The organism is Hyphomonas sp. NPDC076881 (genome assembly GCF_050269995.1).
Taxonomy (GTDB): domain Bacteria; phylum Pseudomonadota; class Alphaproteobacteria; order Caulobacterales; family Hyphomonadaceae; genus Hyphomonas.
The window spans coordinates 43,950-56,477 of record NZ_JBNNJJ010000009.1; the positions used below are offsets into that span (position 1 = coordinate 43,950).

Sequence of the window (12,528 nt, forward strand, 5' to 3'; positions counted from 1 at the left end):
TCTACCCCTCCGGTCAGCGGAACACGCGCGGCTTCTTCGCCATGAAGCGGGCCGTTGCCGCATGGTATCGCAAAGCGCGCCCCTCCGGCGCAAGCCCATAGGTTCGCTCGCGCAGGAACTCCATCAAATCGCGCCTTTTCCCGGCCGCCTCCAGCATCGCGGGGCTCAATGTTTCACCAATCCCGACCGTCAGCGTCCTGCCCATCCGCCGCCGGACCTCCCGGAAAACGAGTGCCAGGCGCAATTCCAGCGACAGATGCGAGGCGATCTGGAAGAGGCGCGAATTCTGCCCCTCGAAGAAAACCGGCGTCACGGCGGCGCGGCCATGGGTGATCAGCTTGGCGGTAAACGGCTTCCAGTCATCATCCACCGCGAGCGGATCGAACGGGCCTGGCGTGGTGGAGACCCCGCCCGCCGGGAACACAATCACGCAGCCCCCGGCCTTCACATGGGCCAGCGCCGCGCGCCGCATGGCGATGTTGGCGGCCACCGCCTCGCGCGTTCCGGCAAAGTCCACCGGCAGCAGATACGGCTTGGCCTCTGGCACGGCATCAAGCACTGAATTGGTCAGCACCCGGAAATCCTGCCGCCGCCGGCCTACCAGCCAGCTGATCACCAGCCCATCCAGCACGCCGAAGGGATGGTTGGCCACGATCACCAGCGGCCCCTCGGCCGGCAGGGCAGCAAGGCGGGCCTCATCGAACCGTATCGTCAGATCCAGAAGGCGGATGGCCGCTTCGAAAAATCCGGTCTCGCCCAGTTCACCGGCGCGGTAGCGCTCATAGAGGCGCGCCAGCTTTGGCTGCCCCGTCGCCCGCTCCACGGCGCGCACCAGCGCCCGCTTCAGCGGGTCGTGGAAATACGCCGCATAGGAAAGTTCCGGCGCGGCGGCAGTGTCCATCAAAGCCGCCACATACGCGCAAGGTTGTTTTTCTGCATATCGGATGATCCGCCCACGATCGGCATGCCCAGAAGGTCGCGCAGGTTGCGCTCGATGTCATAGGCGTCCGACAGGCCATAGGCCCCGATCACCTGCTGGCAGGCGAGGCCAATCTCGACGCCGGTATCAGCCACATAGAGCTTTGCCATGGCTGTCTCTGCCGAGCAGGGCTGGCCGGTGCCCGCCAGCCAGGCGGCGTGATAAAGCATGTGGCGGCAGGCAGCGAGCTTGGTGCGCGCCGCCACCAGCTTGTGCGCAATCGCCTGATGCTGGCCGATGCGCTTGCCGAATTGTTCGCGCTCCCCGGCATAGCGCCAGGCCTCCTCCAGCGCCGCGCGAGCGAGCCCGAAGGCCACCGCCGTGATCTCGATCTTCTCCACGTCCAGCGCCCGGCCGGCGAGGGCCTCCCAGCCCCGGTTCCATTTTTCAGGGCCGCCAACAATGGCGCTTTCCGGCAGGCGCACATCATCCAGGAACACATCCATCGAATGGGTGTAGCGCAAATTTGTATGTTCGAGCGGCGCCATGGTGACGCCCTTTGATTTTGTTGGGACAAGGACGAAAGTGAGATTGCCATGCCGCGCGCCCGGCTCACCCGAGCGGCAGAGGCAGTAGATATAATCCGCCCAATCCGCCCCGGTGCACCAGCGCTTGGCGCCCTTGATGACGATCTCACCCCCCTGGCGCTCCACCCGCGTCTCGACGCTGGGCAAGTCGCCGCCGACATTCGGCTCCGACAGGCCATAGGCGAGGAATATCTCCCCGCGCGCCAGTTTTGGCAGCAACTCTTCCTTCTGAGCCTTCGATCCGTTCTCGGAAATATTGAGCCCGCCATAGAAGGCCGCATGGATATAGGGCCCGGCCATGCTGGGCCCGCCCTGGCAGAGTTCCTCGATCACGGCGGCGGCGGCGTAGATGTCCTCCCCCTGCCCGCCATATTCTTCCGGAATGGTGAGGCCGATCAGGCCCATCTCCGCGATTTCACGGAAGAGGGCCCGGTCCCAGGTCGCTTCCCGGTCCCACTGCCGGCGCTTCTCGCGCGGCATTTTTTCGGCCACCCAGCGGGAAAGCTGGCGGCGGATTTCGGTCACATGGTCAGGTTCTGCGGCAAAATAGGTCATGCCGCACTTCTCCGCTAACCGCCGATTTCGTCAAGGCTGAACGGCGTGGACTGGTAGGTCTGGTTGATCCAGTTACCGAACAGCAGATGGGCATGGCTGCGCCAGCGGTTGAGCGGCTGGCGGGTGGGGTCGTCGCCGGGGAAGTAGCCATACGGCACCTGGATCTGCTTGCCCGCTTCCCGGTCCCGCTCGAACTCTTCCTTCAGGGAGAAGGAATCATATTCCACGTGATTAAACATATAGAGGCTGCGCCGCGCGCGGTCTTCCAGAAGGCAAGGCCCGGTATCATCACTGTCGATCAGCAGGCGGAGTGCAGGCCGCTCCAGAACCTCGTTGCGGCGCACCTCCGTCCAGCGCGAAACTGGAATGGAGAAATCATCCGAAAAGCCGGAAAGATAGGGTGAGGCCGGATCAAGATTGCGGTGGCGGAACACGCCGAAGGCCTTCGCCTCCAACAGATGTTTCGGCAAGCCGTGAAAATGATAGGCCGCCGCCATCGCGCCCCAGCAGATATAGAGCGGGGAATGCACATGGCGCCCGGTCCAGTCGAAGATCTGGGTCAACTCATCCCAATAGTTGACCTCTTCAAACGGCAGCGTTTCCACCGGCGCGCCAGTCACGATGAAGCCGTCAAACTTCCGCTCCCGGATTTCTTCCCAGGTCTGGTAGAAGCTGATCAGGTGTTCCTGCGAGGTATTCTTCGGCGTATGCCCGCCCACGCGCACCAGCGTCAGCTCCACCTGCAGCGGCGAGGCGCCGATCAGGCGCGCGATCTGCGTCTCGGTGCGGATCTTGTTGGGCATCAGGTTCAGAAGGCCGATCTGCAGCGGGCGGATGTCCTGCCGGATGGCATCGGTCTCGCGCATCACCGCCACGCCTTCTTTCAGAAGGGTTTCACGCGCGGGCAGTGTATCAGGAATGCGGATCGGCATGGCTCAACGTCCTTTTCGGCCCGCTTCAGGTCCAATAAACATAGCCGCAATCAGGGGGGAAAGGCAGTCCGGAACGCCGGAGTGGTCTGCATCTCGGCCCTTTAGCGACTTGTTTAACGTGGCTGCAAGCCGGCCGGCCAAATCACCACAGAAGGGGATTTAGTACGGGCAAGACGCCGCGTCAAATCCCGCCGCCCCCCGCAAGGCGCCCTGGCTGCGCCCGCCGCCATGCACGGGTTGTCTTTTCGCCGCAAGATTGCCATTGATTCTCAAGAAGCAAAACTTTCTGCCCCCGAGAGGAGACCGATCCGTGCGCCAGAACTTTCTCTCGATGATGCTGACCGGACTTGCCTGCTGGCTGGCTGCCGGTACGGCGTCTGCTGATATCCCCAGCCTCTACGGCCAAGCCGACAATGTCTGGGACGCGCGGATATCTCCCACCGGCCGCTATGTGGCATTGGGGTGCAGCCCCACAGGCTGGCCGTCCATCTGTGTGTACGACATGCAATCGCCAGGAGAGCCACGCCTGCTGCAGGGATCGGAGGAAACACGCCTCCTGAATTTCTACTGGGCCAGTGACAAACACATCATCAGCAATTCCGCGACCTTTACGTCCCTGAAAGCCCTGGAAAGACCAGTGGAATACGAATTCCGCCGGGCCCTCTCCTTCGACGTGACGACGGGCGAACTTGCGATGTTGCTGACAAATGTCGGGCTTTATCTCGACACCACAAATGTTGTGTCCACCTGCTCTGCCAAACCGGACAAAATCATGATGCAATTGTCCGTCCGGGCTGAGGAGGACGCGCCTACCGGCAGCAAGATCCGCGCGGTCAAATCCGGAATCCGCAGCCAGCAATACGAGGTTGACCTGGCCTCAGGGCGCGGCAAGGCGCTGAAATTTCGAAATGCCTCGATTGCAGGTACTCTCGTCGACAAGAATTGCGATCCCCTCGTGAACATCATCTACAATGATCAACGGGGGGAATTTGCGCTGGAAACGGCAAAGGATAACCGCCGTTTCTTTGAACTCAAGAATGCGCCGGTTTGGCCCATGGATGTGATCGGCATGTCCGATGACAGCAAGAGCGTCATCGTGCGGGCAGACTATGGCGATCTTTATGGCCTTCACACCATTCGCATAAGCGATGGCGAAATCGCCCCCATCGTGATCGAGGGGGAGGAGATCGGCAATCTCGGCATCATGAGAGACGAGGATCGTGGCACCATTTACGGCTTTGCCTATGAAGACGATCTGGTGGGCCATATGTACACCGACCCGGCCCTGGTTTCCCTTCAGAGGGAGTTGGAGGAGATTTTCCAGAAAGAGGTCCGTATCCGTTCGATGTCGAGAGACCGCTCGATGATGACGATCTCTGCAGAGAGCCCGGGCAAGCCGATCGAGTATTTTCTTTTTGACGCCGCCAGTTCCGAGATTTCGCCGCTGGGAAGCATCGCGCCTCACCTCCCCGAGGACGCGACCAGCAGCGTCTCACCCTTTGTCTACAAGGCGCGTGATGGGCTTGAAATACCAGCATATCTCACCCTGCCCCCAGGAAAAACCAAATCGGACGGCCCATTCCCGGTGATCGTGATGCCACATGGGGGCCCTGAGTCACGCGACAATGCGGCTTTTGACTGGTGGCCACAGGCATACGCCAAGGCCGGATATGCGGTTATCCAGCCAAACTTCCGCGGCTCCTCAGGATACGGACCAAATTTCCGGGATGCTGGATTCGGAGAGTTCGGCGGCAAGATGATTGATGATATCATCGACGCCGCCAGCTGGGCTAAGTCTGAAGGGCTCTCCAAAGAAGGCGGCGCGTGTGTTGTCGGCGCCAGCTATGGTGGCTACGCCGCCCTCATGAGCGGCCTCAATTCATCCGGAGAGGTATCTTGCGTCATTGCGGTTTCGCCGGTGACCGACATATTTGAACATATGGCAAGTTACGAAACGGGCTCGTCAAGTTACCAATACTGGGCCCGCTATGTGGGCGGCGACAAATTTTCCGCTCCCAACATGCGCAGGAGCGTTACCCCCGCCGCACGGACGAGCGAATACTCCGTCCCCGTTATGATCTTTCACGGGAAAAGCGATTCGGTTGTCCAGGTCTCGCAGTCCAGGAATTTTGTCAGAGCGTGGGGAACGCGCGCCGGCCTGACTTTCATTGAGATGAACGGCGAGGATCACTACCTGCGCAGCACCCAGGCCCGGAAAGACATCCTCTCCGAATCCCTGAACTTCCTGGAGGCAAACCACCCCGGACGCCGCTGAGAGGGCGGCCTACTCCCCGGTCAGCTTCGGCGCGCGGCGCTCCTTGAACGCCGCCACCGCCTCGCGCCGGTCGCCCAGATAATTGGACACGCTTTCCCAGCCAATGGAGGCATCCATCAGCTGCGCAGCCAGCGCCCGCAGGGGAATGTTGGCAGTGGTCTTGGTCCAGCGCACGGCCCATTTCGGATTGGCCATGATCTTGCCCGCAATCTCGTCCACCTTGGCGTCGAGCTCTGCTGCGGGCACGGCATAGTTGATGAGGCCGAGGCGCTGGGCCTCCCTGGCGTCCAGCAGGTCGCCGGTCATCAGCAATTCCTTGGCCTTGGCGAAGCCGATCAGCTGCGGCCAGATCAGCGCGCCGCCATCTCCGGCGACGAGGCCGACCTTCACATGCGGGTCACCAATCTTGGCCGTTTCGTCAGCAATGATCACATCACACAGCAGCGCAATCGTGGCGCCAAGGCCAGCGGCGGCGCCATTCATCCGGCAGAGGACCGGCTTTTCCATCTGCAGCAGGGTCACCACAATCTGCTTGGCGTCCCAGCCAATGGCGCGGAAGCGTTCGGGATGGGCGATCTGTTCCTCGAACCAGTCAAAGTCTCCGCCGGCGCAGAAGGCGCGGCCCTTGGAGGTAAGAATGATGAGATCGCTTTCGCTGTCCCGCTGCAGGCAGTTGAAGACGAGGGCGAGTTCAGTGTGCATCTGCTCGTCCACCCCGTTCACCGGATGATCGGAGGTGATATAGGCCGTCAGCACACGCCCCTTCCGCTCGAAGGTGAAACGCTGCCATTTGTCCTGCGTGATATCGTATGCTGCGCTCATCGCTTCCTCCGGCCAGTTTTGCCGCCACCCTAATTTCCACCGGCCGCCCGGCAAGCCATAAAACCTCGCCTTTCCGTTCCGGCCGCCCTTATTTCCCCCAATTGCGGCCTTATCTCCCGGAGCGAGACGATAGGAGCGCATGTGAGCACGCCGGCAATACAGGACTTTCAGGACACAAATGACCCGCTCCATGTAACCCTGGAACGTACGCTGGCGGCTATCGACACGCCCACCATCACCCTGCGCCATCTGCTAGAGCTGATCGGCGAACAGGGGTTGCTTTTCCTGTGTGCGCTGCTGGCCATTCCCTTCCTGCTGCCGGTCTCCATTCCGGGGGTCAGCGGGGTGTTCGGGCCCGCGATCATTCTGATCGCCGCCGGGATCACAGCCAACCGGATGCCCTGGATCCCCCGGCGGCTCGCCCGCAAGGAATTCAATTCCGAAAAGCTCAAAGGCACGCTGGAGCGTGGGATACATATCGTTGCGCGGATTGAGCGCGTGGTGCGCCCGCGCCTGCGCGGCATCACCGCCGCCGGCCTGCCCGCGCGCCTCAATGGCACCGCGATCATCTTTGCTGCGGTGCTGATGATGGCGCCTTTCGGCCTCATCCCCTTTACCAACACTCTGCCTGCCTTCGCGATCCTGCTGCTGTCCATCGGCATGTCACAGCGGGACGGGCTGGTAGTCATCGGCGGCTATCTGTTTATCCTCGCCACGCTGATCTATTTCGGCGTGCTGCTCTGGCTCACCCTGCAAGCGGGACAAGGCCTTTTCGGCTTCTTCAGCAGCTGAGCAGGCTTGCCAACCCGCCGCTCCGGTGGCACCTTTCCCCAGCGGAAATGAACGTGCAGACCCGGCCCGCATGATCGGCCGGGCGGCGTCAGGACTGCGGAGATGAGCGCCGGAAATGGCGAGCGTTCCCAAGGACGCAGGAAAGCACAGGACAGGTCGGCGCGGGGCTTTCAAGCGGCCAAGCCGGAAAAGGGCTTTCCTCACACCTCCTTCTCCAACCCCGTCTGCGTTCCCCTGCGGCGCGCAGCAAACCTGTCCCTGAAGGAGACTTACGCTATGTCCATCCAATCCCTTATCGGCGCCGCCCCCCGCCCTCTGCTCTCCTGTCTTCCCGGAGACTTGCTGACCACCGCCGTCAGCCGCCTTGTCGGCGAAGCTTCCAACGCGATTGCCGTCACAGGCCCTGTTGGCCAACTCGTCGGTATCCTGACGGACCACGACATCGTGCGGGCGATCAATGCGGGTCAGGGCAGCCTCGGCAAGGCGCGGGTGGAAGACTGGATGACGCGGCCTGTGGTCACCGTCACCCCCGACACCAGCCTGTCGACGGCGCTCAACATGATGGCCCACCATCATATCCGCCATGTCATCGTCACCGACGAGAACGGCAAACCGCTGGCGATTGCGGGCGTGCGCGCCATCCTCGCCAAGCTGCAGGAAATCCGTGAAATGGAGATCCATGTCCTGCGCGACATGGCCGTCGCCAGACGCTAGGAAAAACGCTAGGAGCGGGCGGAAACAAAGGAGTTTCCGCCCATGCCCAGAGATACGCTATTCCTCCTCCCGCCAGGCTTCGAGGCCAATGGGCGGCGCGAGTTTTGCCCGGAATGCGCAGAAATCTGGGGCCTGCTCGCCTGGTATCCGGCGCTGAGAGAAACACTGGATGTCGTCTATGTCGGCATTGAGCATCCGCGCGGGCCGATTGCCGATCTGCTAGGTCCGGGCAAACACAACGCGCCGACCCTCGTGCTCGCCGAAGGCTCCCCCCGCACGCCGGATGTCACCTACAATCAAGCCGGCGGCCACGACTTCCTCCCCTCCGCCCGCCTGATCGCGCGGCATTTCGCCGGGCTTTACGGAACGGCCATGCCGCGCGGTGGCTGATCACTGCCCCCTTGCCTCCCGCCGCGTCAGCGGCCTCACTCATCCAACACATACAAAGAACTAATCTGGAGGAACCCCGCCCATGGCCGCCAAACCCGTCAAGACCCGCATCACCGAAATGCTCGGTATCGAGAAACCGATCATCCAGGCCGCGATGGGCTGGATCGCCCGTTCGCAGCTTTCCTCGGCGGTGTCCAATGCCGGCGGTATGGGCATCATCGAAACCTCTTCCGGCGAACTCGACGCCATCCGCGAGGAGATCCGGAAGATGAAAACCCTGACGGACAAGCCCTTCGGCGTGAACGTCGCCCAGGCCTTCGTCCGGGATCCGGATATCATCCCCTTCATCATCGATCAGGGCATCAAATTCGTCACCACCTCGGCCGGCGATCCGATGAAATACACCGCCACGCTGAAGGAAGCCGGGCTCACGGTCTTCCATGTCGTCCCTTCCCTCGCCGGGGCGATGCGCGCCATCGAGGCGGGGGTCGATGGGCTGATCGTGGAAGGCGGCGAAGGGGGCGGCTTCAAGAACGCGAAGGAGGTCGCCTCGATGGTGCTGATCCCGCAGGTCTGCGAGGCGGTGGACGTGCCGGTTGTCGCCGCCGGCGGCATCACGGACGGGCGCAGCATGGCAGCCGCCTTTGCCCTCGGGGCCGAAGGTGTGCTGATGGGCACGCGCATCCTCTCCAGCGCCGAAAGCCCGGTCCACCCCAACTGGAAGGATGCCATCGTGGGCGCCGACGCCACCGACACGGTCTTCCTCAACCGCCAGGGCCCCGGCCCCGCCCTGCGCGCCCTGCGCACGCAGCGCACCAGCCGGATCGAAAAGGAAGGCAGCCCCAACATCTTCGGCGAGTTCGCAAAGACCCAGGACGTCTATTTCGGCGGCGATCTGGAAGCGGGCATTGCGCTCACCGGCCAGGTGGCAGGGCGTATCAGGGAGGTTAAGCCCGTGGCCCAGATCTTCGAGGAAACCCTGGAAGAATACCACCGCATTGTCTCTGCGCTGCCCCGCTGAGCCGAAACTTACGCCATTCGGGTCAATCTCGGGGGTAATTCGTCCCTTTCTGACCGTTTGACTGGAAATCTGCGCCTCCGGCGGCTAAACCCCGTGCAATCTTCATTGCCAGAGGAAGCATGATGAAAATGTCCGAAATGCTGAAGGGCGGCGCCGCTGCTCTTGTTCTTGCTGCCACCGCCGCCTGCGGCGCGCCTGACGCGGCCAAACCCGAAGCCGAGATCACCAGCCAGATCGAGCTGCCCGAAATCGAGATCAGCGATGCCGAGCTGGAAGGAAACCCCTTCCGCGCCGAGTGGACCGGCCCGTTTGGCGTGCCGCCCTTCGCCGAGATCAAGGACGAGCATTACATGCCGGCGGTCAAGAAGGGCATCGTCGAGATGCGCGCCGAGATCGACGCCATCGTCAACAATCCCGACGAACCGACCTTCGAGAACACGATTCTGGCGCTGGAAAAGTCCGGCCAGTCGCTCGACAAGGTGGTCCGCGTCTTCGGCAATGTCACCAACACCGACACCAACGACACCCTCAACGCCCTCGAAGGTGAAATCTATCCGATGCTCACCCGCGAGCAGGATGCGGTCACCTTCAACCCGAAACTCTTCGCGCGCGTCAAAGCCGTCTATGACCAGCGCGACCGCCTCGGCCTCGACGAGCAGGAAGCCCGCCTGCTTGAGCTGACCCATCGCAATTTCGTGCGTGCTGGCGCGGACCTTCCCCCGGCCACCCAGGCCGAAATCGCCAAGCTCAACGCCGAAATATCCGGCCTGACGACCACCTATGGCCAGAACCTGCTGAACGCCACCAACGCCTTCAAGCTGGAAATCACCGACCCGGCCCGCCTCGGCGGCCTGACGAATGACTTCAAGAACGCCGTGAAGGTGGAAGGCGAAGACAAATGGGCCGTCGGCCTCAGCCGCTCCTTCTTCGAAGGCTTCATGTCGAGCGCCGAAGACCGCGAGCTGCGCAGCCAGCTGTTTGACGGCTATCGCAACGTGGCCTCCTCCGGCGACTATGATAACGGCCCGCTGGCCATCAAACTCGCCCAGCTTCGCGCCAAGCGCGCCGAGCTGATGGGCTATAAGAGCCACGCCCATTATGTTCTGGAACAGCGGATGGCGCACACGCCGGAAGCGGCGCTGGAATTCCTGCAGAAGGTTCTGGAACCCGGCCTCAAACGCGCCGCCGAAGAACAGGCGGACATGGAGCAGATCGCCGGCCATGAAATCCTCGGCCATGACTGGTGGTTCTATTCGGAGAAAGTCCGTCAGGACAAATACGCCTTCGACGAAAACCAGCTGCGCCCCTACTTCCAGCTCGACGCCACCTTTGATGGCGCATTTGAAGTTGCCTCGCGCCTCTTCAATATTTCCATCGAAGAAGTCAGCGTGCCGGGCTGGAATCCGGCCGTGAAGTCCTATGAAGTCAAGGATGCTGCCACCGGCGAGCATCTTGGCCTCTTCATGGTGGACATGTATGCCCGGTCTTCCAAGCGCGGCGGCGCCTGGATGAGCTCCTACCGGTCTTCCTCGGACATGGACGGCGAGCGCATCCGCCCGATCATCACCAACAACATGAACCTGGTGACCCCGGCCGCCGGCCAGCCCACCCTGCTCTCGCCGACCGAGGTGGAAACCCTCTTCCACGAATTCGGCCATGGCCTGCACGGCCTGCTGACGCAGATCCGCTATCCGAGCTTCTCGGGCGTCTATGGCGGGCCTGACTATGTGGAGTTCCCCTCCCAGGTGATGGAACACTGGTGGAGCGAGCCGCAGGTGCTGGCGATGTATGCGCGCCATCACCAGACTGGCCAAGTGATCCCGATGGAACTCGTCGACAAGATGAACAATGCCTCGACCTTCAATCAGGGCTTCAAGACCACCGAGTTCATCGCCGCTTCGCTGATCGACCTTCACTGGCACATGCTGTCTTCGGAAGAAGCCGCGAAGATCACCAGCGCGCGCGACTTTGAACTGGAAGTTCTCCGCAAGTACAACATTCCCGAAATCATCGAGCCGCGTTACCGCTCGACCTATTTCTCCCACATCTTCGCCGGCGGCTATTCGGCCGGATACTACTCCTACCTGTGGGCAGAAATTCTGGATGCGGACGGCTTTGACGCCTTCAAACAGTCCGGCGACATCTTCAATCCGGAGATCGCCGCGAAGCTGAAACAATGGGTGTTCGAATCCGGCGGCCTGCGCGAGACGGACGAGCTTTACCGCAACTTCCGCGGCTCTGATCCGGGCATTGAGCCGCTGCTGCGCAATCGCGGCTTCGGTGAGCCCTCCCCTGCCGAAGGCTGATCCCGGCGCTCAGCCCGCAAACAAAGAACCCCGCCTCTTCGAGGCGGGGTTTTCTGTATCCGGAACATGGGAAAGACAGGTCAACTGCCTGTGACAGGATCCTTGCAGATCAGCGCCTTGATCTCGTTTTCATTACGCGCCTTGCGCAGGCCGTCGCGCACCGCGCTCTGGCGGAAGAACCGGCTGACCTGGGCCAGGGCACGCAGATGATCTGCCCCCGCTCCATCAGGCGCCAGCAGCATGAAGATGAGATCGCAGGGGCGGTCATCGATCGCTTCGAAATCGACCCCATGAGCGAGCCGCAGGAAGCCGCCGACAGGCGCGGCAAGCCCGGCCAAGCGGGCATGCGGGATGGCAACGCCTTCCCCCACCCCCGTAGAGCCGAGCCGTTCGCGTTCCATCACGGCGTCTTCAATGGCCCGCGCACCGATGCCGGTCGCCTCGCTCAGCGCCTCGCACAGGACGTGGATGGCCTGTTTCCGGCTGGTCGCCTCATGAAAGGGGATGATCACCCCACCTTGCAGCAGAGCACTCAGATCGGTGGCCATCAAACAACTTTCCGTGGCGCGTCGCGTTAATTCCGGGGCGTGTTGGCAGGGTCAACCCAACCAATGTGCCCATCGGGGCGGCGGTAGACCATATTAAGGCCGTCATGGCTAGCATTTCTGAACATCAGCGCCGGAACGTCCTGCAATTCCAACTGCATCACTGCCTCGGAAACGGTCATCGTGCGGATCTGAACCTTGGTTTCTGCAACCGTAAGGGGTGCCTCGCCGATCTCGACTCCCGTATCCACCGAATCTTCGGCGTCGTCGTCAGCGGCTTGGAACAGGATTTCAGGCGCCATTTCCGCCGGCAGGGCGGGCTGGCCATTGGTGTGGTGATCCTTTAGGCGGCGCTTGTAGCGGCGCACCCGCTTTTCCATCTTGTCGAGACTGACTTCCAGCGCCGCATAGGGGTCGTTGGCCTTGCCGGTCGACTGCAGGATGATGCCCGATGGCAGGTGGACATTGCAGTCCACTTCCACAAACGGGCCCTGCTGGGACACGAAGACATTGGCATCGCCGGTGCGGCTGAAATATTTGGAGACGGCCGCTTCAAGCCCTTCTTCGATCCGCCCTCGCAACGCCTCACCCAGTTCCATATGCCGACCGGTGATCTGAATTTGCATGGGCGTCTCCTTTGCTTGTGACCATAAGAGCTATCCTGAAGATA

The 12,528-nt window shown here is 61.9% G+C and carries 12 protein-coding genes and 1 riboswitch; of the genes, 6 read left to right on the forward strand and 6 right to left on the reverse strand.

The window, feature by feature from the left end:
* Positions 1-13 precede the first annotated feature (13 nt).
* Genes ACQKI2_RS11230 through metA form a run of 3 tightly spaced genes read right to left on the reverse strand, consistent with a single transcriptional unit; the run spans position 14 to position 2,993 of the window.
* Entirely contained in the window at positions 14-901 is an 888-nt protein-coding gene (locus ACQKI2_RS11230) for a lysophospholipid acyltransferase family protein (RefSeq protein WP_427379762.1), read from the reverse strand.
* Positions 901-2,061: an acyl-CoA dehydrogenase family protein gene (locus tag ACQKI2_RS11235; protein WP_427379763.1), complete on the reverse strand. Its 1,161-nt coding sequence runs from the start codon at positions 2,059-2,061 to the stop codon at positions 901-903. The genes ACQKI2_RS11230 and ACQKI2_RS11235 overlap by 1 nt, the downstream gene beginning before the upstream one ends.
* Positions 2,062-2,075: 14 nt before the next feature.
* The gene (gene metA, locus ACQKI2_RS11240; protein WP_427379764.1) at positions 2,076-2,993 is read right to left on the reverse strand and encodes a homoserine O-acetyltransferase MetA; all 918 of its coding nucleotides are present in this window, start codon (positions 2,991-2,993) and stop codon (positions 2,076-2,078) included.
* A gap of 81 nt (positions 2,994-3,074) precedes the next feature.
* Positions 3,075-3,152: riboswitch (SAM riboswitch) on the reverse strand.
* A 151-nt stretch (positions 3,153-3,303) separates the two neighbouring features.
* Between metA and ACQKI2_RS11245 the strand changes: the two genes are divergently transcribed.
* Positions 3,304-5,268 (forward strand): alpha/beta hydrolase family protein, encoded by a 1,965-nt coding sequence (locus ACQKI2_RS11245; protein WP_427379765.1) that lies wholly within the window; start codon positions 3,304-3,306, stop codon positions 5,266-5,268.
* 9 nt (positions 5,269-5,277) lie between these two features.
* Here ACQKI2_RS11245 and ACQKI2_RS11250 read toward each other — a convergent pair whose 3' ends face one another.
* Positions 5,278-6,090 (reverse strand): enoyl-CoA hydratase/isomerase family protein, encoded by an 813-nt coding sequence (locus ACQKI2_RS11250; protein ID WP_427379766.1) that lies wholly within the window; start codon positions 6,088-6,090, stop codon positions 5,278-5,280.
* A 141-nt stretch (positions 6,091-6,231) separates the two neighbouring features.
* On the opposite strand from ACQKI2_RS11250, the gene ACQKI2_RS11255 reads away from it, so the two are divergent.
* The 5 genes from ACQKI2_RS11255 to ACQKI2_RS11275 all read left to right on the forward strand — a co-directional run bounded on the left by ACQKI2_RS11255 (position 6,232) and on the right by ACQKI2_RS11275 (position 11,313).
* Positions 6,232-6,882, forward strand: coding sequence for an exopolysaccharide biosynthesis protein (locus ACQKI2_RS11255; protein ID WP_427379767.1), 651 nt, complete (start codon positions 6,232-6,234; stop codon positions 6,880-6,882).
* A gap of 276 nt (positions 6,883-7,158) precedes the next feature.
* Positions 7,159-7,596 (forward strand): CBS domain-containing protein, encoded by a 438-nt coding sequence (locus ACQKI2_RS11260; protein WP_427379768.1) that lies wholly within the window; start codon positions 7,159-7,161, stop codon positions 7,594-7,596.
* A 42-nt stretch (positions 7,597-7,638) separates the two neighbouring features.
* On the forward strand, positions 7,639-7,986 hold the full coding sequence (locus ACQKI2_RS11265; RefSeq protein WP_427379769.1) for a DUF3088 family protein: 348 nt from the start codon (positions 7,639-7,641) through the stop codon (positions 7,984-7,986).
* An 82-nt stretch (positions 7,987-8,068) separates the two neighbouring features.
* Positions 8,069-9,007, forward strand: a complete 939-nt coding sequence (locus tag ACQKI2_RS11270; RefSeq protein ID WP_427379770.1) for an NAD(P)H-dependent flavin oxidoreductase — start codon at positions 8,069-8,071, stop codon at positions 9,005-9,007.
* A gap of 128 nt (positions 9,008-9,135) precedes the next feature.
* On the forward strand, positions 9,136-11,313 hold the full coding sequence (locus ACQKI2_RS11275) for a M3 family metallopeptidase (RefSeq protein ID WP_427379771.1): 2,178 nt from the start codon (positions 9,136-9,138) through the stop codon (positions 11,311-11,313).
* An 80-nt stretch (positions 11,314-11,393) separates the two neighbouring features.
* Here the strand turns inward: ACQKI2_RS11275 and ACQKI2_RS11280 are convergent, their stop codons facing one another.
* The gene (locus ACQKI2_RS11280) at positions 11,394-11,861 is read right to left on the reverse strand and encodes a PTS sugar transporter subunit IIA (RefSeq protein WP_427379772.1); all 468 of its coding nucleotides are present in this window, start codon (positions 11,859-11,861) and stop codon (positions 11,394-11,396) included.
* Between the two features lie 26 nt (positions 11,862-11,887).
* Entirely contained in the window at positions 11,888-12,484 is a 597-nt protein-coding gene (gene hpf / locus ACQKI2_RS11285; RefSeq protein ID WP_427379773.1) for a ribosome hibernation-promoting factor, HPF/YfiA family, read from the reverse strand.
* Positions 12,485-12,528 lie beyond the last annotated feature (44 nt).

Coding starts and splice junctions, on each gene's coding strand:
- ACQKI2_RS11280 (WP_427379772.1), bottom strand. CDS start 11,861: ATGGCCACCGATCTGAGTGCTCTGCTGCAAGGTGGGGTGATCATCCCC.
- metA (WP_427379764.1), bottom strand. CDS start 2,993: ATGCCGATCCGCATTCCTGATACACTGCCCGCGCGTGAAACCCTTCTG.
- ACQKI2_RS11260 (WP_427379768.1), top strand. CDS start 7,159: ATGTCCATCCAATCCCTTATCGGCGCCGCCCCCCGCCCTCTGCTCTCC.
- ACQKI2_RS11265 (WP_427379769.1), top strand. CDS start 7,639: ATGCCCAGAGATACGCTATTCCTCCTCCCGCCAGGCTTCGAGGCCAAT.
- ACQKI2_RS11250 (WP_427379766.1), bottom strand. CDS start 6,090: ATGAGCGCAGCATACGATATCACGCAGGACAAATGGCAGCGTTTCACC.
- hpf (WP_427379773.1), bottom strand. CDS start 12,484: ATGCAAATTCAGATCACCGGTCGGCATATGGAACTGGGTGAGGCGTTG.
- ACQKI2_RS11235 (WP_427379763.1), bottom strand. CDS start 2,061: ATGACCTATTTTGCCGCAGAACCTGACCATGTGACCGAAATCCGCCGC.
- ACQKI2_RS11230 (WP_427379762.1), bottom strand. CDS start 901: ATGGACACTGCCGCCGCGCCGGAACTTTCCTATGCGGCGTATTTCCAC.
- ACQKI2_RS11275 (WP_427379771.1), top strand. CDS start 9,136: ATGTCCGAAATGCTGAAGGGCGGCGCCGCTGCTCTTGTTCTTGCTGCC.
- ACQKI2_RS11270 (WP_427379770.1), top strand. CDS start 8,069: ATGGCCGCCAAACCCGTCAAGACCCGCATCACCGAAATGCTCGGTATC.